The organism is Streptomyces sp. CB02366, assembly GCF_001905905.1.
GTDB lineage: Bacteria > Actinomycetota > Actinomycetes > Streptomycetales > Streptomycetaceae > Streptomyces.
Genome location: NZ_LIVT01000001.1, coordinates 295532 through 317423, shown reverse-complemented (window position 1 = coordinate 317423; position 21892 = coordinate 295532). Strand labels below are relative to the sequence as shown.

Annotated in this window: 20 protein-coding genes and 2 tRNA genes; 12 read left to right on the top strand and 10 right to left on the bottom strand. The window is 71.9% G+C overall.

Annotation, left to right across the window (positions count from 1 at the left end; genetic code table 11):
- Positions 1–6 precede the first annotated feature (6 nt).
- Together AMK24_RS01365 and AMK24_RS01360 are read left to right on the top strand one after the other, a co-directional pair.
- The gene (locus AMK24_RS01365; protein ID WP_073764092.1) at positions 7–687 is read left to right on the top strand and encodes an AIM24 family protein; all 681 of its coding nucleotides are present in this window, start codon (positions 7–9) and stop codon (positions 685–687) included.
- 19 nt (positions 688–706) lie between these two features.
- On the top strand, positions 707–1462 hold the full coding sequence (locus tag AMK24_RS01360) for an AIM24 family protein (protein ID WP_073764090.1): 756 nt from the start codon (positions 707–709) through the stop codon (positions 1460–1462).
- Positions 1463–1537: 75 nt separating this feature from the next.
- On the opposite strand, the gene AMK24_RS01355 is transcribed toward AMK24_RS01360, so the two are convergent.
- Together AMK24_RS01355 and AMK24_RS01350 are read right to left on the bottom strand one after the other, a co-directional pair.
- Positions 1538–2077 carry an NUDIX hydrolase gene (locus tag AMK24_RS01355; protein ID WP_073764088.1) on the bottom strand — a complete coding sequence of 180 codons (540 nt, stop codon included), beginning with the start codon at positions 2075–2077 and terminating at the stop codon, positions 1538–1540.
- The gene (locus tag AMK24_RS01350; RefSeq protein ID WP_073764086.1) at positions 2074–3522 is read right to left on the bottom strand and encodes a zinc-dependent metalloprotease; all 1449 of its coding nucleotides are present in this window, start codon (positions 3520–3522) and stop codon (positions 2074–2076) included. Before AMK24_RS01350 ends, AMK24_RS01355 begins: the two co-directional genes overlap by 4 nt.
- A gap of 191 nt (positions 3523–3713) precedes the next feature.
- Between AMK24_RS01350 and AMK24_RS01345 the strand changes: the two genes are divergently transcribed.
- From AMK24_RS01345 to AMK24_RS01330, 4 genes are all read left to right on the top strand, one after another.
- A complete protein-coding gene (locus AMK24_RS01345) occupies positions 3714–4865 on the top strand; it encodes an SDR family oxidoreductase (RefSeq protein ID WP_073764084.1) in 1152 nt (383 codons plus the stop codon).
- A gap of 111 nt (positions 4866–4976) precedes the next feature.
- A complete protein-coding gene (locus tag AMK24_RS01340) occupies positions 4977–5438 on the top strand; it encodes a molybdenum cofactor biosynthesis protein MoaE (protein ID WP_073764082.1) in 462 nt (153 codons plus the stop codon).
- Between the two features lie 126 nt (positions 5439–5564).
- Positions 5565–5735, top strand: a complete 171-nt coding sequence (locus AMK24_RS34125; RefSeq protein ID WP_199876344.1) for a hypothetical protein — start codon at positions 5565–5567, stop codon at positions 5733–5735.
- A gap of 101 nt (positions 5736–5836) precedes the next feature.
- Positions 5837–6949 carry a YlbL family protein gene (locus tag AMK24_RS01330; protein ID WP_073764078.1) on the top strand — a complete coding sequence of 371 codons (1113 nt, stop codon included), beginning with the start codon at positions 5837–5839 and terminating at the stop codon, positions 6947–6949.
- A 47-nt stretch (positions 6950–6996) separates the two neighbouring features.
- On the opposite strand, the gene AMK24_RS01325 is transcribed toward AMK24_RS01330, so the two are convergent.
- On the bottom strand, positions 6997–7557 hold the full coding sequence (locus AMK24_RS01325; RefSeq protein ID WP_242434879.1) for a PPA1309 family protein: 561 nt from the start codon (positions 7555–7557) through the stop codon (positions 6997–6999).
- Between the two features lie 136 nt (positions 7558–7693).
- On the opposite strand from AMK24_RS01325, the gene AMK24_RS01320 reads away from it, so the two are divergent.
- From AMK24_RS01320 to AMK24_RS01305, 4 genes are all read left to right on the top strand, one after another.
- Entirely contained in the window at positions 7694–10702 is a 3009-nt protein-coding gene (locus AMK24_RS01320) for a UPF0182 family protein (RefSeq protein WP_073764074.1), read from the top strand.
- A gap of 42 nt (positions 10703–10744) precedes the next feature.
- Positions 10745–10818: transfer RNA gene (locus AMK24_RS01315), tRNA-Met, on the top strand.
- A gap of 225 nt (positions 10819–11043) precedes the next feature.
- Positions 11044–13152 carry a tetratricopeptide repeat protein gene (locus tag AMK24_RS01310; RefSeq protein WP_073764072.1) on the top strand — a complete coding sequence of 703 codons (2109 nt, stop codon included), beginning with the start codon at positions 11044–11046 and terminating at the stop codon, positions 13150–13152.
- A 108-nt stretch (positions 13153–13260) separates the two neighbouring features.
- Positions 13261–13334 (top strand) — tRNA-Met (locus AMK24_RS01305).
- Positions 13335–13482: 148 nt separating this feature from the next.
- Here the strand turns inward: AMK24_RS01305 and AMK24_RS01300 are convergent.
- Complete coding sequence (locus tag AMK24_RS01300; protein WP_073764070.1) at positions 13483–13902, bottom strand: Fur family transcriptional regulator; 420 nt, start codon at positions 13900–13902, stop codon at positions 13483–13485.
- A gap of 238 nt (positions 13903–14140) precedes the next feature.
- Here AMK24_RS01300 and AMK24_RS01295 point away from each other — a divergent pair, with 238 nt between their 5' ends.
- A complete protein-coding gene (locus tag AMK24_RS01295) occupies positions 14141–15610 on the top strand; it encodes a catalase (protein WP_073765581.1) in 1470 nt (489 codons plus the stop codon).
- A gap of 284 nt (positions 15611–15894) precedes the next feature.
- On the opposite strand, the gene AMK24_RS01290 is transcribed toward AMK24_RS01295, so the two are convergent.
- Positions 15895–16299: a CBS domain-containing protein gene (locus AMK24_RS01290; RefSeq protein WP_073764068.1), complete on the bottom strand. Its 405-nt coding sequence runs from the start codon at positions 16297–16299 to the stop codon at positions 15895–15897.
- Between the two features lie 296 nt (positions 16300–16595).
- Positions 16596–17399: a histidinol-phosphatase gene (gene hisN, locus AMK24_RS01285; protein ID WP_073764066.1), complete on the bottom strand. Its 804-nt coding sequence runs from the start codon at positions 17397–17399 to the stop codon at positions 16596–16598.
- A gap of 134 nt (positions 17400–17533) precedes the next feature.
- Between hisN and AMK24_RS01280 the strand changes: the two genes are divergently transcribed.
- Complete coding sequence (locus AMK24_RS01280; protein WP_073764064.1) at positions 17534–18118, top strand: TetR/AcrR family transcriptional regulator; 585 nt, start codon at positions 17534–17536, stop codon at positions 18116–18118.
- Between the two features lie 76 nt (positions 18119–18194).
- Here AMK24_RS01280 and AMK24_RS01275 read toward each other — a convergent pair whose 3' ends face one another.
- The 4 genes from AMK24_RS01275 to AMK24_RS01260 all read right to left on the bottom strand — a co-directional run bounded on the left by AMK24_RS01275 (position 18195) and on the right by AMK24_RS01260 (position 21882).
- Positions 18195–18518, bottom strand: coding sequence for a DMT family transporter (locus tag AMK24_RS01275; protein ID WP_073764062.1), 324 nt, complete (start codon positions 18516–18518; stop codon positions 18195–18197).
- 173 nt (positions 18519–18691) lie between these two features.
- Entirely contained in the window at positions 18692–19708 is a 1017-nt protein-coding gene (gene rsgA, locus AMK24_RS01270) for a ribosome small subunit-dependent GTPase A (protein WP_073764060.1), read from the bottom strand.
- A 4-nt stretch (positions 19709–19712) separates the two neighbouring features.
- Positions 19713–21065 (bottom strand): 3-phosphoshikimate 1-carboxyvinyltransferase, encoded by a 1353-nt coding sequence (gene aroA, locus AMK24_RS01265; protein ID WP_073764058.1) that lies wholly within the window; start codon positions 21063–21065, stop codon positions 19713–19715.
- A 103-nt stretch (positions 21066–21168) separates the two neighbouring features.
- On the bottom strand, positions 21169–21882 hold the full coding sequence (locus AMK24_RS01260) for a M50 family metallopeptidase (RefSeq protein WP_073764056.1): 714 nt from the start codon (positions 21880–21882) through the stop codon (positions 21169–21171).
- Between the last annotated feature and the right edge of the window lie 10 nt (positions 21883–21892).

Below are 21892 nucleotides of genomic sequence, written 5' to 3'. Positions count from 1 at the left end.
CCCGTCATGAACCAGCAACTCGCGGGCTACGCCCCGACCCCCGTCACGGCCCGGATGGAGAACCACGGCAAGACCATGCTCAAGGTCGCCATGGCCTCCGGGCAGGACCTCTTCGCGCGCACCGGATCGATGGTGGCGTACGAGGGCTTCATCCAGTACGAGCCCAACCCGCCCGCGGTCCGGCAGATCGCCTCCCAGTGGATCACCGGCGAGGGCGCCCCCGTTATGAAGTGCTCCGGCGACGGGTTGCTCTACCTCGCCGACTACGGCGCCGACGTGGTCGTCATCAACCTCGACAACGACTCCATCTCGGTCAACGGCACCAACCTCCTCGCCTTCGACGCCCACCTCACCTGGGGCGTCGAGAAGGTGAAGGGGATGGCCAAGTTCGCCGGACAGGGCCTGTGGAACGTGGTCGTCCAGGGCACCGGATGGGTCGCCATCACCTCGCGGGGCACCCCGATCGTCGTCGACTGCGGACGCGGCGAGGACGAGACGTACGTCGACCCGGACGCGCTCGTCGCCTGGTCCCCGAACCTCAAGGTGAAGGGCAAGCGCAGCTTCAAGGCCGGCTCGCTGATCGGCCGGGGCAGTGGCGAGGCGTACCAGATGGCCTTCTCCGGCCAGGGCATCGTCGTCGTCCAGCCGAGCGAGGACAGCACGGACCGCCTGCGGATCCGGAACTGACGGGGAGGGAGTCCACACCATGCAGAGTCCGCTTTTCAGCCACACCGAGCAGCAGAGCCAGGACCGGTACGCGATCCAGAACCCGCAGCTCCTGCGGGTGGCGCTGACCGGTCACGACGACGTCCTCGCCCGCAAGGGCGCCATGGTCGCCTACCAGGGCCTGATGGACTTCGACGGCGAATACCAGTCCCAGGGACAGCGCCGGGCCCGGGCGCGCACCGGCGAGGGCCTCGACCTGATGCGCGTGTCCGGCCAGGGCACCGTCTACCTCGCCAACCTCGCGCAGTACATCCACGTCGTGGACGTCGACCGCGAGGGGATGACGGTGGACAGCTCCTACGTCCTCGCGCTCGACTCCTCGCTCCACACCGAGGTCATCGCCGTGGACAGCCAGTACGGGATCTCCGGCAGCGGCAAGTACCAGCTCAACATCTCCGGTACGGGCAAGGTCGCCCTGATGACCTCGGGCCAGCCGCTGATGATGCAGGTCACACCCGACAAGTACGTCAACGTGGACGCGGACGCGATCGTCGCCTGGTCCAGCTCCCTGCGCGTGCAGATGCAGGCCCAGACGCACTCCTCGGGCGTCTTCCGGCGTCGCGGCGACACGGGGGAGGGCTGGGAGCTGAGCTTCCTCGGCCAGGGCTTCGCGCTGGTCCAGCCGAGTGAGGTCATGCCCCCGCAGAACGCCCAGATCGGCCAGGGGGCCCGCGCCCAGTTCGGCATGGGCCAGCAGGGCTCCCACGGCCAGAACCAGAACAACGCCTGGAACTGACCGGCGCGGCGGCACACGACGGCGAGGGGCGGTCTCCACGGAGACCGCCCCTCGCCCCTGCCCTCCGAGCGGCTGCTACAGCCGGGCCCGCGTCGCCTCCAGCAGGCGCACCACGGACGCGTCGGCCACGCCGGGCACGTCCTCGTACGCGAACCAGCGCAGCTCCAGGGACTCCTCGCTGATCCGCTCCGCCGCCCCGGCGGGGGCCAGCGCCGCGTACTGCACGTCCAGGTGCCAGTTGCACGGAGCCGGGATCGGATGCCGGTCCAGCCGGACGGGCCCGCCGGGCAGCAGGGCCAGCCCCGTCACACCGGACTCCTCCGCGGCCTCACGGAGCGCCGCCGCCTCCAGGGTGGCGTCCTGCGGCTCGCAGTGGCCGCCCATCTGGAGCCACATCCGCAGCTTCCGGTGCAGGGTCAGCAGCACCTTCCCCCGCGACGGGTCGATCACCAGGGCGCTGGCCGTCACATGCCCGGCCCCGCACGCCTTCCACATGCCGTCGTCGTGCTCGGCCAGATGGCCGAGGTAGACCCGGCGCAGCTCCGCCTGGCCCCCGGCCGCGTCCTCGGGGGCGTACCCCTTCAGCACGAGGACGGCGTCGTCGTGCAGCGTCACCGGTCGCGGCCGTCCTCGTCCGGGGCCTCCGCCCCGCCGTCGTCGTCCTTGCCCTCGACGGGCTTCGGCCGCTCCGGGGCCGAGCCCTGCGCGGCCTCGCCGAGCATCCTGTCCAGCTCGGAGAAGTCGGCCTGCTCGTGGTGGACGAAGCCGTCCGGGTCGTCCAGGTCGCCGGCGGTCGGCAGCATGTCCGGGTGGGCCCAGAGCGCGTCCCGCCCCTCCAGCCCCCGGGCGTCCGTGAGCGAGGCCCACAGGCGCGAGGCGTCCCGCAGCCGGCGCGGGCGCAGCTGGAGGCCGATGAGCGTGGCGAACGTCTGCTCGGCCGGACCGCCGGAGGCACGGCGCCTGCGCATCGTCTCGCGCAACGCGTCCGACGAGGTCAGCCGGGACTTCGCGGCCTCGTGGACCACCGCGTCCACCCAGCCCTCCACCAGCGCGAGAGCCGTCTCCAGACGCGCCAGGGACGCCTTCTGCTCGGGCGTGTCCTCGGGCTGGAACATGCCCTGCTGGAGGGCGTCCTGCAGCTGCTCCGGCTGCGAGGGATCGAACTGGCCGACCACGTCCTCCAGCTTGCTGGTGTCGACCTTGATCCCACGGGCGTACGCCTCGACCGCGCCGAACAGGTGCGACCGCAGCCACGGCACATGGGCGAAGAGCCGCTGGTGGGCGGCTTCGCGCAGGGCCAGATACAGCCGGACCTCGTCCTGCGGGACGCTGAGGTCCTTGCCGAACTTCTCCACGTTCAACGGGAGGAGCGCGGCCTTGCCCGCCGGACCCAGGGGCAGCCCGATGTCGGTGGAACCGACCACCTCACCGGCGAGCGTGCCCACGGCCTGCCCGATCTGCTGGCCGAACATGGCGCCGCCCATGGAGCGCATCATGCCGATCAGCGGGCCCGCCATGGCCTGCATCTCCTCGGGCAGCACATCGCCCATCGCCAGGCCCACCCGCTCGGCCACCGGGTCGACCAGCTGCCGCCAGGCGGGCAGCGACGCCTCGACCCACTCCGCCCGGCTCCAGGCCACGGTGGAGACCGAACCGGAGGGCATCGACGTGACGCCGTCCAGCCAGAGGTCCGCCAGCCGCAGCGCCTCGTCGACCGCCGTGCGCTCCGAGGGACCGACACTGGCGTCCTTGGAACCGTCCGGCGTGCCCTGCGAGACCGTCTGGCGGGCGATCTGCTTGGCCATGTCCCAGTTCACGGGACCGCCCTCATAGCTCAGCATCTGGCCGAGCTGCTGGAAGGCGGCGCCGAGATCGTTCGGGTTCATCGAGCCGAACATCGCGGCGAACGGGTTGTCCCCGCCCGCCCCCGGCCCGAATCCGAACGGGTTTCCGGGCCCGCCCGCGCTCTGCCCACCTTCGGTGGGGTCCTTCTTCTTGCCCTCGTCGCCGTTCTCCGGCTCCTCCGGCGGAAGGCCGAATCCGAATGGGGTGTCACTCACGGGTTTCCTCGGCTCGTAGGGCCGCCGGCTCGAACCGACGGCGACTGCCCGACATCACCATCCAGCGTAGACACCACGCCCGCTTCGGGCCTCAGTGCTCCCTCGGCTCCCGGCCTGCGGCAGGATGGACGCCACCTGGTACGTACGCGTCACGTCGGGTACGTACTGAAGACAACCGCTGGAGACGCCCGGTGAGTTCCCCAGATCCGCAGGTTCGCGCAGCGCGAAACCCGACCGACCCCCCGCCCGCGAGCACACCCGAAGAAAAACGTCCCAGGAGCCGCCGGAACCGGGGCCCCGTCGTCGCGGTCACCGGCGCCGCCACCGGCATCGGCGACCTGCTGACCGCCCACCTCGCCGCATCCGACGAGATCAAGCAGGTCATCGCCATCGACGAGCGTCGCGGTGAGGTCTCCGAGGCGACCTGGCACATCCTGGACGTCCGCGACCCGGCCATCGCCGAGAAGCTGCGCGGAGCGGACGTCGTCGTGCACCTGGCCCTCGACCTCGACCTGGAGACCGACCCCGCCGCCCGCACCGCGTACAACGTACGTGGAACGCAGACCGTGCTCACCGCGGCGGCCGCCGCCGGGGTCCACCGGGTCGTGCTGTGCACCTCGGCGATGGTCTACGGAGCGCTCGCCGACAACGACGTGCCGCTCTCGGAGGATGCCGAGCTGCGGGCCACCGCCGAGGCCACCGGCGTCGGCGACCTCCTGGAGATCGAGCGGCTCGGCCGCCGTGCCCCGCGCGCCCACCCCGGCCTCAACGTGACCGTCGTACGCCCCGCCGTCCTGGTCGGCGGCACCGACACCGCCCTGACCCGCTACTTCGAGTCCCCGCGCCTCCTGGTCGTCGCCGGATCGCGCCCCACCTGGCAGTTCTGTCACGTCGAGGACCTGGTGACGGCGTTGGAGTACGCCGCGCTGGAGAAGATCGACGGCGAGTTCGCGGTGGGCTGCGACGGCTGGCTGGAACAGGACGAGGTCGAGGAGCTGAGCGGCGTACGCCGGATGGAGCTGCCCTCCGCCGTCGCGCTCGGGGCCGCCGCCCGGCTCCACCGGATCGGCCTCACCCCGTCCCCGGCGGGCGACCTGGCGTACACCATGCACCCCTGGGTCGTCAGCGTCAGCCGGCTGCACGACGCGGGATGGCGCCCGAAGTGGACGAACGAGGAGGTGCTCGGCGCCCTCCTCGAAGAGGTCGAGGGCCGCCACACCGTCGCCGGACGACGCCTGGGCCGCAAGGACGCCACCGCCGCCGGGGCCGCCGGAGCCACGGTCGCGCTCCTCGGCGCCGCCGCGGTGGTCCGCCGTGCCCGCAAGGCCCGCCGCCGCATCTGACCCACCCGCCGGCACGTCCGGCGACGCCTGTAGGAGACTCCAAACGGACCGCACCGCCGCCGGTGGATGAGGCAATTCCAGGTTGTCGGAGCCGTACGGCACGATGGGGGCATGGCACCCATCCACGACCACCCCGGCGAGCACGCGGCGGCCGATCCCGTCCGGCTGCTGGCGATCCGGGACACTCCGCTCTCCGTCGACGAGGTGTTCCGCGCCGTCGGCGACGACGCGGCGGGCGGCATCGCGCTCTTCGTCGGCACCGTGCGCAACCACGACGGCGGGCAGGACGTCGGCGCGCTCGGCTACTCCTGCCACCCTTCCGCCGAGGACGAGCTGCGCCGTGTGGCGGAGAAGGTCGTCGCCGACTTCCCGGTCCGCGCACTGGCGGCCGTCCACCGAGTGGGTGAACTGGCGGTGGGCGACCTGGCCGTCGTCGTCGCCGTCGCCTGCCCGCACCGCGCCGAGGCGTTCGACGCCTGCCGCAAGCTCATCGACGACCTCAAGCACGAGGTGCCGATCTGGAAACACCAGCGGTTCTCGGACGGTACGGAGGAATGGGTCGGAGCCTGCTGATCGCAAACCGTACGGAGACGCATCGGCCCCGATTTGCGTAACCGCACCCCCGCCATGAGCGTTGGTCTTCCGGATCGTTAATCTGCTGATCGGGGTACCCGGTCGCTCATGGGTAGGGAGGTCGTGATGGCGGCACTCGCTTGGCTGTTGATTCCTGTCATAGCTGCTGTCGGCGGTGCGATATGGGCGGGTTGGGCCGCCCGCAATCGAACGACCGGCGATGTCACCGAACTCGCCGGCTACGCCCGTTTCCGCGACGCGATGGCCAAATCGCATTCCGGTTCCGAGGCCGCCTGAGACCGACGCACGCCGCGTGACGTCTTCCGCCGCGTTCCGGTCGCCCCCGGACGGACCGGCCCCTGCGGTGCACTGACAGGCCCTTCCCGTACTGTCGTTCCATGCCACGCCGCACCGCGACGATGCTCGCCTCCACCCTCGTCCTCATCGCGCTGCTCTGCGCAGGCGTGCTGATCAAAGTGCCGTATGCGGAGATGTCCCCCGGACCGACGGTGAACACCCTGGGCGACGCGCGCGGCGAGCCCGTCCTGCAGATCTCCGGTCGCAAGACGTACCCGGCTTCCGGCCATCTCAACATGACGACGGTCCGCGTCACCGGGGCGGAGTACCGGATGAACATCGTCGAGGCCGTCTACGGCTGGCTGGCCCACGACAGCGTCGTGGTCCCGCACGACACGCTCTACCCGAACGGGAAGACCGAGGAACAGTCCACCCAGGAGAACGCCGAGGAGTTCAGCCAGTCCCAGGAGAGCGCCAAGGTGGCGGCCCTGAAGCAACTGGACATCCCGGTCGCCACCCAGGTCGTGGTCTCCACCGTGGTCAAGGGCAGTCCCTCCGAGGGCAGGCTGCACGCGGGCGACGTGATCAAGGCCGTCGACGGCACGGCGGTCAAGGAGCCCGACGACGTGGCGAAGCTCGTCACCCAGCACCGCCCCGGCGAGAACGTCGTCTTCACCATCGTGCCGGCGAAGGAGGCCGCCGCCGCCGAGAAGGCCGGCCGCGCCCCCGAGGGCGGCGAGAAGATCACCGTCAAGACGGTGAAGGCCCCCGACCAGGGCGAGGGCGAGGCGGGCGGCGAGGGCCGGGCGATCGTCGGCATCAGGGCCGGGACCGACCACACGTTCCCGTTCGAGATCGACATCAAACTCGCCGACGTCGGCGGCCCCAGCGCCGGGCTGATGTTCTCCCTGGGCATCATCGACAAGCTCACCCCGGGCGATCTGACCGGCGGCACGTTCGTCGCGGGCACCGGCACCATCGACGACGCGGGCGAGGTCGGCCCGATCGGCGGCATCACCATGAAGCTGGTCGCCGCCCGCGAGGCCGGGGCCCGCTACTTCCTCACGCCCGACGACAACTGTGCCTCGGCCGCGGCCGACACGCCCGACGGACTCACCCTGGTGCGGGTCAAGACCGTCGAGGACGCCACGAAGTCGATGGAGCTGATCCGCATGGGGAAGACCGCTGGCCTGCCCAGCTGCTCGACCGGCTGACGGCCGCGCCGCCCGGGGCCCGCGAGGGCTCCCGGGCAGCGGCCGGATCAGGACTCGAACGTCGCCGCGAGCGCGTCGGCGAGGCCGGGCACCAGGCCGGAGCCGGTCAGCACCTCGGTGGGCGAGTCCTTCTCGCGCAGCCGTACGGCGGACTCGCGGGCCCCGTCCCGCAGGACGGCCACCGTCATCCGCACCTCCTGCCGGTCGGGGTGGTCGGCCACCCATTTCGTCAACTGCCGGTCGCTGAGACCCTCCGGCACGGAGGCCTCGGCGGACGGCGGCAGCATCAGCCGTTCCACGGTCATGGCGCAGCCGACCACCGCGTCGGGCCAGGCGATGGTGGCGAGGAAGTCGTCGAGCGCGGTGCCCGGCGGCAGCTCGTCCTGCTCGATCGGGGTGAGGGCGGCGACGGAGGAGCCGGGGTCCTCCAGACCCAGCTGAGCGGCCAGACCGGGCTCCTGGACGCGCAGCTGCGCGGTGTCGACCAGGGCGAACAGCCGGGCCGGCTGGTCCCAGCCGAGGTTGGAGGCATAGGCGTCGATTTCGAGGACGGCGACGGTGAGCGGACTCGCGGCCATCGGGGGTCCTGCGGGGGAAACGTTGGGCATGGGCAATATCCTGCCTCCTTCCGCCCCGGGAACGGGAACTAGGTAAAGCCTCAGTAAGTTGCATAGGTGGGCTCTACGATCCCTGGGCCTGTTCCACACGACCGCGAACTTCGAGGTGCGCACGTTGGCTTTCCAGATGCCGGACCGCGGCGGAGGCCCGACCGGGCCACGGATCAGAGTCGGCCGCCCGTCCCGGCGTGCCCGAACCCTGCTCATGACTTTGGGTGTCCTGGCGGTCCTCGCCATGGCTTTCGTCATGTTCGCGGGGTTCTGGACGGACTGGCTCTGGTACAGGTCGGTCGCGTATTCATCCGTCTTCACCACCACCCTGTGGACCAAGATCGGGCTGTTCCTCGTCTTCGGACTGCTGATGGCGCTCGCCGTCGGCGTGAACATCTGGCTCGCGCACCGGCTCCGGCCGCCGCTGAGCGCGATGTCGCTGGAGCAGCAGAGCCTGGACCGCTACCGCATGAGCATCGCCCCCTACAAGAAGTGGGTGCTGCTCGCCGTCACGGCGCTCGTCGGGCTGATCGCCGGAGCCTCCTCCTCCGGTCAGTGGCGCACCTGGCTGCTGTACATCAACGGCGTGCCGTTCAACCAGAAGGACCCCCAGTTCAAGCTGGACGTCGCCTTCTTCGCGTTCGACCTGCCGTGGTACCGCTTCCTGCTGGGCTTCGGCTTCGCGGCGACCGTGCTCTCGCTGATCGCCGCCGCGCTGACCCACTACCTGTACGGCGGACTGCGCATCACCAGCCCCGGCGCCCGCGCCACCGGGGCGGCCACCGGCCACCTCTCGGTGCTGCTCGGCGTCTTCGTCTCCCTGAAGGCCGTGGCGTACTGGCTCGACCGGTACGGCCTGGCCGTGAAGTCCAGCGACTTCAAGGCCACCGACAACTGGACGGGTCTGCGGTACGTCGACGCCAACGCCTACCTTCCGGCGAAGACCATCCTGTTCTGCATCGCCGTGATCTGCGCGGTGCTGTTCTTCGCGACGCTGTGGCGCCGCACCTGGCAGCTCCCGGTCATCGGCTTCGGCCTGATGGTGCTCTCGGCGATCCTGATCGGCGGGCTCTACCCGGCGATCGTGCAGAAGTTCCAGGTCCAGCCGAACGAGCAGGCCAAGGAAGCGCCGTTCATCCAGAAGAACATCGACGCCACACGCGACGCGTACGACATCGATGACGCCAAGGTGGACGACTACGACGGACAGGCGGCCACGGAGGACGACACCAAGCTGCGGGCCGCGGCCAACACCGCCGCCAGCTACCGCGTGATGGACCCCAACGTCGTCTCGCCGGCCTTCCAGCAGCTCCAGCAGCGGAGGAACTACTACCAGTTCCCCAAGACGCTCGACGTCGACCGCTACAAGGACGAGGACGGCAAGGAGCAGGACACCGTCATCGGTCTGCGGGAGCTGAACATCCAGGGCATCCCCAAGCGGAACTGGATCAACGACCACTTCACGTACACCCACGGCTACGGCGCCATCGCGGCCCGCGGCACCACCACCGGCACCAACCCGACGGGATCCCCGGACTTCACCGAGTCGGGCCTGCCCTCCACCGGTGAGTTCGGCACGTACGAGCAGCGGATCTACTACGGCGAGAAGACCGAGCAGTACTCCATCGTCGGCGGGCCCCAGAAGGAGCTCGACTACGAGGAGGACGGCGAGAAGACCACCAGCTACAAGGGCGACAGCGGGGTCAGTCTCTCCAACACCTTCAACCGCGCCGCGTACGCGGTCTCGTTCAGCGAGCCGCAGATCATGTACTCGGGAGCCATCGGCGAGGGCTCGCGCATCCTGTACAACCGCACGCCCAAGGAGCGCGTCGAGGCGGTCGCCCCGTGGCTGACCATCGACGGGGACGCCTACCCGGCGGTCGTGGACGGCCGGATCCAGTGGGTCGTCGACGCGTACACCACGAGCAACGGCTACCCGTACGCGTCCCGGACGACGCTCGGCGACACCACGGCCGACTCGCTGACGACCAACCAGCGCGCGGTCGTCGCCCAGCAGAACCAGGTCAACTACATCCGCAACTCGGTGAAGGCCACCGTCGACGCGTACGACGGCAAGGTCAAGCTGTACGAGTGGGACACCGAGGACCCGGTCCTCAAGACCTGGCGCAAGGCGTTCCCGGGGACGGTCGAGGCCCGGAGCGACATCCCGAAGGCGCTGATGGACCACCTGCGGTACCCGCAGGACCTCTTCAAGGTCCAGCGCGAGCTGCTGACCCGCTACCACGTCGAGGACCCCGCGCAGTTCTACAGCGGCTCCGACGCGTGGCAGGTGCCGGACGACCCGACCAACAAGGAGCCGGGCTCCGTTCCGCCGTACTACCTGAGCATGAAGATGCCGGGCCAGGAGGCGCAGGAGTTCTCGCTGACCACCACGTTCACCCCCCGGGGCCGCCCCAACCTGGGGGCCTTCATGGCGGTGAACGCGGACGCGGCCAGCAAGGACTACGGCACCATGCGGCTGCTGCGGGTCACCTCCACGGTGAAGGGCCCCGGCCAGGTGCAGAGTGAGCTCAACGGCAACGACGACGTCGCCGAGTTCGTGCGGAACCTGAAGGGCACCGACTCGGACATCGAGTACGGCAACCTGCTGACGGTTCCGCTGGAGGGCGGCTTCCTCTACATCGAGCCGGTCTACACGCGCGGTGGCAACCAGAACTACCCGCTGCTGCGGAAGGTCGCCGCCTCGTACGGATCGAAGATCGTCTTCGAGAACAACCTGGGTGACGCTCTCAACGCGGTCTTCGGGGTCGACGGCGACGCGGACACGACGCCGCCCGACCCGAGCGAGCCGCCGGGCGAGACCGACGAGCCCCCGGCCACCGGTGACGCGGCGCTCAAGAAGGCCATCGCGGACGCCCAGAAGGCGTACGAGGACGGCGAGAAGGCGCTCAAGGAGCAGGACTGGCCGGCCTACGGCAAGGCGCAGGACGCTCTCCAGGAGGCTCTGGAGCGGGCCGCCGCCGCGCAGCCCGAGGCGGGCGGCGAGGGGGACAAGGCCGACGGCGACAAGCCGGCGGCCGACGCCGAGCCGGACGGTTCGGCTTCGCCCGCGAGCGCCGAGAAGTCCGCGGACCCGGCGAGGAAGTCCGAAGGGGCCGAGAAGGGCTCCGACCAGGGCAGCTGAGAAGAGTCCACCCCGCGTCGTGGTACTGTTTGAACACAACGACGCGGGGTGGAGCAGCTCGGTAGCTCGCTGGGCTCATAACCCAGAGGTCGCAGGTTCAAATCCTGTCCCCGCTACTGAAAAGACGAAGGCCCGGATCTCCCCGAGATCCGGGCCTTCGTCATGCCTGTGGTGACCGTGCCGTGACGATTTCAAGCGGTGGGCGTGAAGCGCGGTTCACTGGGCAGCAGTTGGGTCCGGACGTGTTTCACTTGTCTCTCTGTGGGCATGTCGACAAAACGCTGTAGTGACCTCACTGTCCGCGATATACCAGGTGTACGCGGGTTACAGGTGGTGCGACGATGGTATTTATGGGGGACAGGGCAACTCTGTTGGAGACAGGGCGGTTTGTGCGGCAGCGCGGCCACGACGCGGAGAGCGCGGTAGACGCGGCTTTCGCCGCTGCCATCGCCGGGGCGGGTGCACCGGTCCAGCGGACCGGCGACCTCGGCGCGGCCTCGTCCGACGAGGCGGTCCCGTCCGATGACGGCGCCGCGCCCGAGGGCGGCCCCACGCCCGAGGACACCGTTCCCGAGGACGCCACCACCGACGCGGTCGACGCCGCGGACCACGCCGAGAGCGAGGCGCGCCACCGACGCGCCGCCGACGCGGGGGACACCGCCTCCATGAGCGTCCTGGGCGCCCTGCTGCTGCGTCGGGGAGACCTGGACGGCGCCGAGCGCTACCTGCGCGCCGCCACCGCGGACGGCGACCGGGCCGCCGCGAACAACCTGGGCGTCCTGCTGCACCAGCGCGGCTACCCGGACGAGGCCGCCGGCTGGTGGCGGATCGCCGCCGTGGCCGGCTCCGCCGCCGCCGCGCACGCGCTCGGACGGCACCTCCGCGAGCGCGGCGACGAGCCCGGTGCGGAGTACTGGCTGCGGCAGTCCGCCGAGCAGGGCCACGCGCTCGGCGCGTACGCGCTCGCCGACCTCCTGGAGCACCGCAGCGACGTCGGCGCCGAGCGCTGGCTGCGCGCCGCCGCCGAACAGGGGCACCGCGAAGCCGCCTACCGGCTGGCCCGCGCCCTGGAACGCAAGGCCGTCGAGGACCCCCACGACGCCTTCGGCCTCGGCCGCGGCCCGGGACGGACCGGGACGGGCCCGATCCTCCCGGCCGTCGCGCCCGCTCCCCCCGCGGACGCCGCGGTCGGCAAGGGCGCGGCCCACGGCGACGGTCCGGTGGCGGGGCCCGCCGCCGGGCGGGTCGGCGAGGCCGAGCAGTGGTACCGCCAGGCCGCCGCCCGCGGACACCGGCGCGCCGCCCTGCACCTCGGCGCGATCCTGGAGCAGCGCGGCGAGCTGAAGGAGGCCGGGCGCTGGTACCTCACCTCCGCCAAGGCGGGCGAAGCGCGCGCCGCCTGCGCGCTGGGCTTCCTGCTGCGCGACGCCGGCGACGAGGAGAGCGCCGCCGTGTGGTGGCTGCGCGCCGCCCAGGACGGCGACGGCAACGCCGCCAACGCGCTCGGCGCACTGCACGCCGCGCGCGGTGAGCAGCAGACCGCCGAGCGCTGGTACCGGGCCGCCATGGACGCCGGGGACGTCAACGGGGCGTACAACCTCGGGCTGCTCTGCGCCGCCCAGGACCGCATCCCGCAGGCTGAGCAGTGGTACCGCCGCGCCGCGTACGCCGGGCACCGCGAGGCCGCCAACGCGCTCGCGGTCCTGCTCCTCCAGGCCGGCGACCACACCGGGGCCGAGCCCTGGTTCTCCAAGGCGGCCGAGGCGGGCAGCGTCGACGCCGCCTTCAACCTGGGCATCCTGCACGCGGGGCGCGACGAGGACCGTACGGCGCTCGGCTGGTACGAGCGGGCCGCGGCGGCCGGGCACACCGACGCCGCGCTCCAGGTCGGCATCGCCCTCCTGCGCGAGGGGGAGGACCAGGAGGCCGAGCGGCACCTGCGCTGCGCGGCGGGCGGTGGTAGCGCGGAGGCGGCTTTCCGGCTGGCCGGGGTGCTGGACGCGCGCCAGCCGCCCCCGGGGCCTCCGGCGCTCGGCGAGCCGATGCCGGAGAAGACCGAGTGCGAGGAGTGGTACGAGCGGGCCGCGCAGCAGGGCCACCGCCGCGCCCAGGTCCGGGTCGGCATGCTCGCCGCGGCCCGGGGGGACGTGGAGAGCGCCGCCCACTGGTACCGGGAGGCCGCCGAGGCGGGCAGCCGCAACGGTGCCTTCAACCTCGGGCTGCTGCTGGCCCGCGAGGGCAGCGAACGCGAGGCCGCCCTGTGGTGGACCCGGGCCGCCGGAGCCGGGCACGGCCGCGCCGCGCTGCGCCTGGCGCTCCTCGCCGCCCGCCGGGGCGAGCTGACCGAGGGGCAGCGCTGGTGCGCGCGGGCCGTGGAGCTGGGGCCGGCCGAGGTGGCCGAGCGGGCGGCGCGGCTGCGCGAGGCGCTCCACCAGGAGCTGACCGCGTGACGCGGGGCCGCGCGCGGCGCCGTGGACGACCGCGTACGGCCTCCCGGCCGGGGCGCCGTGAAGGGATTTGCATCGCCCGACCCGCTGACGTAACGTTGCATTCACCGACGCGGGGTGGAGCAGCTCGGTAGCTCGCTGGGCTCATAACCCAGAGGTCGCAGGTTCAAATCCTGTCCCCGCTACTGAAAAGACGAAGGCCCGGATCTCCCCGAGATCCGGGCCTTCGTCATGTCCGGGACCGGGAGGGTCCGCGGTCGACGGGGGAGAAGGCGGTGAACGCGCGAAGCCGGGCCCGCCCGTTCTCACGGGCGGGCCCGGCCGGGGTCGCTTTCAGGCGGCCGGAGCGCAGTCCGGGCAGAGGCCGCGGTAGGTGACCTCGACGTCGGAGACCGCGAAGCCGTAGCGCTCGTCCACCGGGAGGTCCGCCAGCGGGTTGCCCGCCGGGTGCACGTCCCGGATCGCGCCGCACCGGCCGCACACCAGGTGGTGGTGGGGGCGGTGGGCGTTCGGGTCGTAGCGCTTGGCCCGGCGGTCGGTGGACACCTCCAGCACCTCGCCGAGGGACACCATCTCGCCGAGCGTGTTGTAGACGGTGGCGCGGGAGATCTCCGGCAGCCGGGAGACGGCCCTCGCGTGGACCTCGTCCGCCGTCAGGTGCACATGGTCCCCGTCGAGGACCTCAGCCACGACACGCCGCTGCGCCGTCATGCGCCAGCCGCGTCCGCGAAGTCGTTCCAGCAGGTCGCTCATGGGGCCCAGCCTAACAGTGGAGGGACGGAATCCCGATCGGGTGTGACTTTGGACGTGCGGTGTTTCTGGATCTTTCATGACCCTGGATGATCAATGATCTTGGATAATCAACGGTTTTGGATGTTTGCTTGACTTAGACATTGTCCATTGTAGGATCGAGACCGGCATAGGCCAAGGGACAGGCTGCGCGGAACATCGCCCCGGCGACGGAGGCGGGTCGATCACCGAAGTGCAGGACATGACGCAGGAGGCGCACGTGACGCAGGGACCGCTCACCACGGAGGCCGGCGCGCCGGTCGCCGACAACCAGAACAGTGAGACCGCGGGCCCCGGCGGTCCGGTTCTCGTCCAGGACCAGGCGCTCCTGGAGAAGCTCGCCCACTTCAACCGCGAGCGCATCCCGGAGCGCGTGGTGCACGCCCGCGGCGCCGGCGCGTACGGCACCTTCACGCTGACCCGTGACGTCTCGCGGTGGACCCGGGCGAAGTTCCTCTCCGAGGTCGGCAAGCAGACCGAGACCTTCCTGCGCTTCTCCACCGTCGCCGGCAACCTCGGCTCCGCCGACGCCGTGCGCGACCCCCGCGGTTTCGCGCTGAAGTTCTACACCGAGGAGGGCAACTACGACCTCGTCGGCAACAACACCCCGGTGTTCTTCATCAAGGACGCCATCAAGTTCCCCGACTTCATCCACACCCAGAAGCGCGACCCGTACACCGGCTCGCAGGAGGCGGACAACGTCTGGGACTTCTGGGGGCTGTCACCCGAGTCGACGCACCAGGTGACCTGGCTCTTCGGCGACCGCGGCATCCCGGCCACGCTGCGCCACATGAACGGGTACGGCTCGCACACCTACCAGTGGAACAACGAGGCCGGCGAGGTCTTCTGGGTCAAGTACCACTTCAAGACCGACCAGGGCATCGAGAACCTCACCCAGGAGGAGGCCGACAGGCTCGCCGGGGAAGACCCCGACAGCCACCAGCGCGACCTGCGCGAGGCGATCGAGCGGGGCGACTTCCCGTCCTGGACGGTGCAGGTGCAGATCATGCCCGCGGCGGACGCGGCGACGTACCGCTTCAACCCGTTCGACCTCACCAAGGTGTGGCCGCACGCGGACTACCCGCCGATCGAGATCGGGAAGCTGGAGCTCAACCGCAACCCGCAGAACGTCTTCGCCGAGGTCGAGCAGTCCGTCTTCAGCCCCGCGCACTTCGTGCCGGGCATCGGCCCCTCCCCGGACAAGATGCTCCAGGGCCGCCTCTTCGCCTACGGCGACGCCCACCGCTACCGCGTCGGCATCAACGCCGACCACCTGCCGGTGAACCGCCCGCGCGCCACCGAGGCGCGGACCAACAGCCGGGACGGCTTCCTCTACGACGGCCGTCACCAGGGCGCCAAGAACTACGAGCCGAACAGCTTCGGCGGCCCCGCCCAGACCGACCGGCCGCTGTGGCAGCCGGTCCCGGTCACCGGTGTCACCGGCAACACCGAGGCCCCCGTGCACGCCGAGGACAACGACTTCGTGCAGGCGGGCAACCTCTACCGGCTCTACTCCGAGGACGAGAAGGCCCGGCTGATCGACAACCTCGCCGGGTTCATCGCCAAGGTCTCGCGCGACGACATCGCCGAGCGCGCGATCAACAACTTCCGCCAGGCGGACGGCGACTTCGGCAAGCGGCTGGAAGCCGCGGTCCAGGCCCTGCGCGGCTGACCGGGCGTTTGCCGTCGACGGTGGGCCGGACTCCCTCACGGGGGTCCGGCCCACCGGTCGTCAGGGGCGGGGGAGGCGGGTGGCGGCGCGACCTGGGCTAGGGCGGGTTTCGAAAGTCCCGCCTGCTCGGCGACGCCCGGCACGCACGCTCGCCGCGTTGTCGGGGCCGCCCCGATACATCCGGTATCGGGGCGGCCCTCCGCCTTGCGATCGCACGCACCGGACGCCGCCGAGCCCGCCCTCCGGGCGGACGACGCTCCTTTCGAAACACGCCCTAGCGGCCCTCAGCCGGCGGCCGCGACCGGGCGCCGGCGGCGGGCGGGCGACCAGCAGCGGATGATGTCGCGCACCGAGACGATGCCCACCGCCCCCTCGCCGTCCAGCACGACCAGGTGCCGGAACCCGCCGTGCGTCATGGCTTCCGCCGCCTCCTCCAGGGTCCAGGCCGGCGCGGCGAACACGACGTCGGTGGTGGTGTGGGCGGACGCGGTCTCCCGGTCGGGGTCCAGCCCTGCCCCGACCGCGTCGAGAATGTCGCGCTCGGTGATGATGCCGAGCCCGAAGGTGTCCGGATCATGGACGACAGCCGCTCCGATGCGGCGGGCCGACATCAGCCGGGCCGCCTGGCGGAGCGTATGGGTGGGGCCGATGGTGAGGACCACCGTGCTCATGGCGTCACGGACGAGCATGAAACGAGCCACCTCCTCGGTGAGCCCACTCTGTGAGTCGATTCACAAGTTCACAAGTGGGGGGAGGCCCAGAGTCGCACGCCGGGGGAGGGCCGACAAGGGGTGGGCGAAGCGCGGGGAGGGCGTGCGGCCGTCGCACACCGCGCCCCCGCGCACCGCGTGAACCGGACGGTTTCGGACAGGCGCGCACCGGGGGTTCGGCGGAGCCGCGTCGGGAACGCCCGTGAGCCCCGGTGGCGACAGCCCAGTGGAGCGGGGGCAGGGCCCCCGGGTCGCGGCAGCCCGGCGGAGCGGGGTCAGGACCGGCGGTCGAGGTAGCTCAGCAGGTCGTCGTGGAGCGTGCCGTTGGACGCCGCCGCGTTTCCGCCGTCCACGCCGTCCACCCCGTCCAGCGAGGTGAAACGACCGCCCGCCTCCTGCACGATGATCGCGTTCGCCGCCATGTCCCACAGCGACAGTTCCGGCTCGGCGCAGAGGTCCACGGAACCCTCCGCCACCATCATGTACGGCCAGAAGTCCCCGTACCCCCGCGTCCGCCAGCAGGCCCGGGTGAGGTCCAGGAAGCCGTCGAGGCGGCCCTGCTCCTCCCAGCCGGACAGCGAGGAGAACGCGAACGAGGCGTCGGAGACCCGGCGCACCTTCGACACGTGCATCCGGCTCGCGGAGGTGAGGCTGCGGCCGGTGAACGCGCCCGCGCCCTTCGCCGCCCACCAGCGCCGGTTCAGCGCCGGCGCGGAGACCAGGCCCACCACCGGCTGGAAGTCGCCCTCCGGACCCGCCTCCATCAGCGAGATCAGCGTCGCCCACACCGGCACGCCGCGCACGTAGTTCTTGGTGCCGTCGATCGGGTCGATCACCCAGCGGCGCGGACCGCTTCCCTCGACCCCGTACTCCTCGCCCAGGATCGCGTCCCGGGGGCGGGCCCGACGCAGGTGGCCCCGGATCAGCTCCTCGGCGGCCTTGTCGGCCTCGCTCACCGGGGTCATGTCCGGCTTGGTCTCCACCTTCAGGTCGAGAGCCTTGAACCGGTCCATCGTCGCGGCGTCGGCGGCATCCGCCAGTACGTGGGCGAGCCGCAGATCATCGTGGTAGTCGGGCATGCTGTCACAGTATCCAGGGCCCTCGTGCGAGGGCCACCGCGCCCCCGGTCGCCGCCTTCCCGCACGCCCTTGACAGCCCCCGCGAGCGCGTCGACCCTGAACCGCAGGAATCCCGGGGGCAGGGGGCGGCGGCGATGCGGAGAGCGCGACAGGCCCTGCTGGAGGCCGCCCACCGGGCGTTGGAGGACCGGCCCTGGCGTTCCGTGCGCATGGCCGACGTCGCCGCCCTGGCCGGGGTCTCCCGGCAGACCCTCCACAACGCGTTCGGCACCAAGGAAGGGCTGGCCGGGGCCCTGCTGCGGCGGGCCGTCGACGACTACCTCGCCGGGGTGGACCGCGCGCTGGGCGCCCCGGGGCCCGACCGCCCGGCCGCCGTCGCGCTCTGGACCCTGCGGGCCGCCCGGCAGGACGCGCTGGTCAAGGCGTTGCTGACCGGACACTGGGCGGACGGGCTGCCCCGCCCGGACCGTCGGCCGGGTTCCCGGGGGCGGACGGGCGGGAAGCCGCCGCCGACCCCCGAGGAGCTGCTCGCGCTGGTGCGGGCGCGGACCGCGGACGCCTCGCCCGGAGGCGCGGAGGGGCGCTGCGAGATCGCGCTACGGCTCGCGCTGTCCTGCGTGGTCGTCCCGGTGCCGGGCGACGACGCGGCGGACAGCGGCGCGCTGCGCCTGGTCCGGGAGGCGGCCCGGCCCCCGGCCCAGGGCGTGTTGCGAAAGTAGCGCCGGACGCCGCCGAGCAGGCGGGACTCCCGAAACACGCCCTAGGAGCGGGCGACGGCGACGAGCTGGCCGGGGCTCAGTGCGCCGAGCCGGAGAGCTGGAGGCCGATCACACCGATGATCACCAGCGAGATCGAGACCAGCTTCAGGGTGGAGACCACGTCACCGAGGAAGACCATGCCGTAGATCGCGGTACCGGCCGCCCCGATGCCGGTCCACACCGCGTACGCCGGGCCGATGTCCAGCTTCTTCAGCGCCAGGGTCAGCAGACCGAAGCTGCCCAGCGCGAACGTGGCGAACGCGATCGTCGGCCAGAGCCGGGTGAATCCGTGGGAGAGCTTCAGACACACGGCGAAGCCGGTCTCCAGCAGTCCTGCGACCACGACCAGCAGCCACGCCATCGTCCGTTGCCTCCCGAGTAGGTGACGGCTTCGTCCCGCTCGGTGCGATTATGCCTTCACCGGTCGTCGAAGCGCGCGGACATGCCCGAGGGGGCGCGGCCGACTCCGGCCGGAGGCCCCGTCAGCCGTCCTCGTGCCGTCGGCCGTCTGGTCCGGCAGCCGTTCTCACGCGGTCAGTCGCCCTCGCGCCGCTCCCGGGTCGAGAGCAGCCTGCGCAGGGAGTCCAGCCGGGCCGGGTCGGCGTGCCCCTCGGCCACCCAGGCGTCCAGAGCGCATTCGGGCTGGTTCTCGTCGTGGGTGCAGCCGCGCGGACACTCCGCCGTACCCGGCTCCAGATCCGGGAAGGCGTGGATGACGCGCGAGGGGTCGACGTGGTGCAGCCCGAAGGAGCGCACGCCGGGGGTGTCGACCACCCAGCCCCGGTCGCCGGGCAGCGGCAGCACGAGGGCCGAGGTGGTGGTGTGCCGCCCCCGGCCGGTGACCGCGTTGACGTCGCCGGTGGTCCGCCGCCGGTCCGCCGGCACCAGGGCGTTGACCAGGGTCGTCTTGCCGACCCCGGAGTGCCCGACGAAGGCGGTGATCCTGCCCGCCAACTGCTCGCGGACCCGCTCCGCCGCGTCCCCCGTCTCCAGCTCCTCACGGCTGGTCACGATGTACGGGACGCCGAGCGGGGTGTACGCCTCCAGCAGCGCGTCCGGCGGGGCCAGGTCGGACTTGGTCAGCACCAGGAGCGGGGAGAGCCCGCCGTCGTACGCCGCGACCAGGCAGCGGTCGATCATGCGCGGCCGGGGCTCCGGGTCGGCCAGCGCGGTGACGATCGCCAGCTGGTCGGCGTTGGCGACGACGACGCGCTCGTACGGATCGTCGTCGTCCGCCGTGCGGCGCAGCACCGTACGGCGCGGGGCGATGCGCACGATCCGGGCCAGGGTGTCCTTCTCGCCGGAGAGGTCGCCGACGATGGAGACGGTGTCGCCCACCACGGCGGCCTTGCGCCCCAGCTCGCGGGCCTTCATCGCCACCACGGTCCGGCCCTCGACGAGGCAGGTGAGCCGGCCCCGGTCGACGGTGAGGACCATGCCGTCCTCGGCGTCCTCGTGCTTGGGCCGGATGTGGGTGCGCGGGCGGTTGCCCTTGCGGTTGGGGCGGACGCGGATGTCGTCCTCGTCGGGGTTCTTCCCGTAGCGGCGCATGGGTCTAGGCCCCGAGCATTCCGGTCCACAGGGCCGGGAAGTCCGGCAGGGTCTTGGCGGTGGTGCCCACGTTCTCGATCTCCACGCCCTTCACCGCCAGGCCGATGATCGCCCCGGCGGTGGCCATCCGGTGGTCGTCGTACGTGTGGAAGACGCCGCCGCGCAGCGGGCGCGGGCGGATGTGCAGCCCGTCCGCCGTCTCGGTGACGTCGCCGCCCAGCTCGTTGATCTCCTTGGTCAGCGCGGCCAGCCGGTCCGTCTCGTGCAGCCGCAGGTGGGCCACTCCGCTCAGCGTCGAGGGGGAGTCCGCCAGCGCCGCGACCGCCGCGATGCCCGGGGTCAGCTCGCCGACCTCGCCGAGGTCCACGTCGATGCCGTGGATCCGGCCCGTACCGGTGAAGGTCAGTCCGCGTTCGGTCAGCTCGCAGGAGCCGCCCATCGCGGTGAAGATCTCGCGCAGCGCGTCACCCGGCTGGGTGGTGCGCTCGGGCCAGTCGGGGATGGTGACCCGGCCGCCGGTCACCAGGGCCGCCGCCAGGAACGGCTGGGCGTTGGAGAGGTCCGGCTCGATCGTCAGGTCCCGGCCGAGCAGGGCGGAGGGCGACACCCGCCAGACGTTCGGTTCACCGCCCGTCTCCGGCTCGTCCACCTGGGCGCCGACCGCGCGCAGCATGTCGACGGTCATCCGGATGTGCGGCATCGAGGGGAGGGTGGTCCCGGTGTGCCGGACCTCGACGCCGTGGTTGAAGCGCGGGGCCGACAGCAGCAGCGCCGAGACGAACTGCGAGGAGGACGATGCGTCGATCGACACCGGGCCGCCCACCAGCGCCCCGCCGCCGTGCACGGTCAGCGGCAGCGCCCCGCGCCCGTCGTCGTCGATCCGCGCGCCGAGCGCCCGCAACCCCTCGATCACGCCGGTCAGCGGGCGCTCGTAGGAGCGGGGATCGCCGTCGAAGCGGACCGGGCCGTCGGCGAGGGTGGCGACCGGCGGCAGGAAGCGCATCACCGTGCCGGCGTTGCCGACGTCCACCGCCGCCGGGCCGTGCAGCCCCGCCGGGATGACCCGCCAGGCCTCGCCCGTGGCGTCCGGGGAGGCCGCGGCGGACGGACTGCTCGCGGACGAGGAGGAGACGGTCTCCTCGATGCCGACGCCCATCGCGCGCAGCGCGTCGGCCATCAGCAGGGTGTCGCGGGAGCGCAACGGGCGGCGCAGCCAGCCCGGCTCGGAGGCCAGCGAGGCCAGTACGAGGGCGCGGTTGGTGACCGATTTCGATCCGGGCACGGTGACGGTCGCGTCGACGGCGCCGCTCGCGTGGGGAGCGGGCCACAGGGCAGGGTGCACGGAACTCTCGGTCATGGCCTTTACTTTAGTGGTTCCGCACCCGCCTGGATCCTGGCGAAAAGCGCGCAAACCGCCCGTAACCCGTCCGGGGTGCGGGCCGGTGAGGGCCGGCCGGCCCTCACCAGCCCAGCAGCCACCGGCCGCCGCCGATCAGCGAGCACAACGACACCGCGTGGAAGAGGAACAGCCACAGCACCGCCGGGGCGTTGGTCAGCCGGGCCAACTGGTCCGCGTCGGAGTCCGGAGCCCCGCCGTGCCGGCGCTTGGACTGGAGCTCGAACGGCGGCCGCACCCCGCCCAGCAGCAGGAACCACACCACCGCGTACGCGAACGCCGCCTGGACGTCGGAGGAGGCCAGCCAGGACACCAGCAGGAACGTGGCGCCGGTCAGGATGACGGTGAGCGCCCCGTACACGTTGCGGATCATCACCAGCATCACCGCGAGCAGCGCCGTCGCCACCCACAGCAGGAGGGTGATCCTGCCGTTCGTGAGCAGCCAGGCGCCGCCCAGACCCAGCAGGGAGGGGGCCGTGTAGCCCGCCGCCGCCGTGAGGATCATGCCGATCCCCGTCGGCTTGCCGCGGCTCACGGTCAGCCCGCTGGTGTCCGAGTGCAGCCGGATGCCGGAGAGCTGCCGTCCGGTGAGCAGGGCCACCAGGCCGTGGCCGCCCTCGTGCGCGATGGTGATCGTGTTGCGGGCGAGCCGCCACAGCGGGTCGGGCACGACGGCGGTCAGCGCCAGGACGGCCGTCACCACCACCAGCCACTGCTCGGGGGCGGCCTGGGCGCCGGTGACGCGATCCCACAGATCGCCCAATTCGGTGCTGTTCATCGGCCGGGCG

Coding starts and splice junctions, on each gene's coding strand:
- AMK24_RS01365 (WP_073764092.1), top strand. CDS start 7: ATGAACCAGCAACTCGCGGGCTACGCCCCGACCCCCGTCACGGCCCGG.
- AMK24_RS01360 (WP_073764090.1), top strand. CDS start 707: ATGCAGAGTCCGCTTTTCAGCCACACCGAGCAGCAGAGCCAGGACCGG.
- AMK24_RS01340 (WP_073764082.1), top strand. CDS start 4,977: ATGGCACCCATCCACGACCACCCCGGCGAGCACGCGGCGGCCGATCCC.
- AMK24_RS34125 (WP_199876344.1), top strand. CDS start 5,565: ATGGCGGCACTCGCTTGGCTGTTGATTCCTGTCATAGCTGCTGTCGGC.
- AMK24_RS01330 (WP_073764078.1), top strand. CDS start 5,837: ATGCCACGCCGCACCGCGACGATGCTCGCCTCCACCCTCGTCCTCATC.
- AMK24_RS01325 (WP_242434879.1), bottom strand. CDS start 7,557: ATGCCCAACGTTTCCCCCGCAGGACCCCCGATGGCCGCGAGTCCGCTC.
- AMK24_RS01320 (WP_073764074.1), top strand. CDS start 7,694: ATGCCGGACCGCGGCGGAGGCCCGACCGGGCCACGGATCAGAGTCGGC.
- AMK24_RS01310 (WP_073764072.1), top strand. CDS start 11,044: ATGGTATTTATGGGGGACAGGGCAACTCTGTTGGAGACAGGGCGGTTT.
- AMK24_RS01300 (WP_073764070.1), bottom strand. CDS start 13,902: ATGAGCGACCTGCTGGAACGACTTCGCGGACGCGGCTGGCGCATGACG.
- AMK24_RS01295 (WP_073765581.1), top strand. CDS start 14,141: ATGACGCAGGAGGCGCACGTGACGCAGGGACCGCTCACCACGGAGGCC.
- AMK24_RS01290 (WP_073764068.1), bottom strand. CDS start 16,299: ATGCTCGTCCGTGACGCCATGAGCACGGTGGTCCTCACCATCGGCCCC.
- hisN (WP_073764066.1), bottom strand. CDS start 17,399: ATGCCCGACTACCACGATGATCTGCGGCTCGCCCACGTACTGGCGGAT.
- AMK24_RS01280 (WP_073764064.1), top strand. CDS start 17,534: ATGCGGAGAGCGCGACAGGCCCTGCTGGAGGCCGCCCACCGGGCGTTG.
- AMK24_RS01275 (WP_073764062.1), bottom strand. CDS start 18,518: ATGGCGTGGCTGCTGGTCGTGGTCGCAGGACTGCTGGAGACCGGCTTC.
- rsgA (WP_073764060.1), bottom strand. CDS start 19,708: ATGCGCCGCTACGGGAAGAACCCCGACGAGGACGACATCCGCGTCCGC.
- aroA (WP_073764058.1), bottom strand. CDS start 21,065: ATGACCGAGAGTTCCGTGCACCCTGCCCTGTGGCCCGCTCCCCACGCG.
- AMK24_RS01260 (WP_073764056.1), bottom strand. CDS start 21,882: ATGAACAGCACCGAATTGGGCGATCTGTGGGATCGCGTCACCGGCGCC.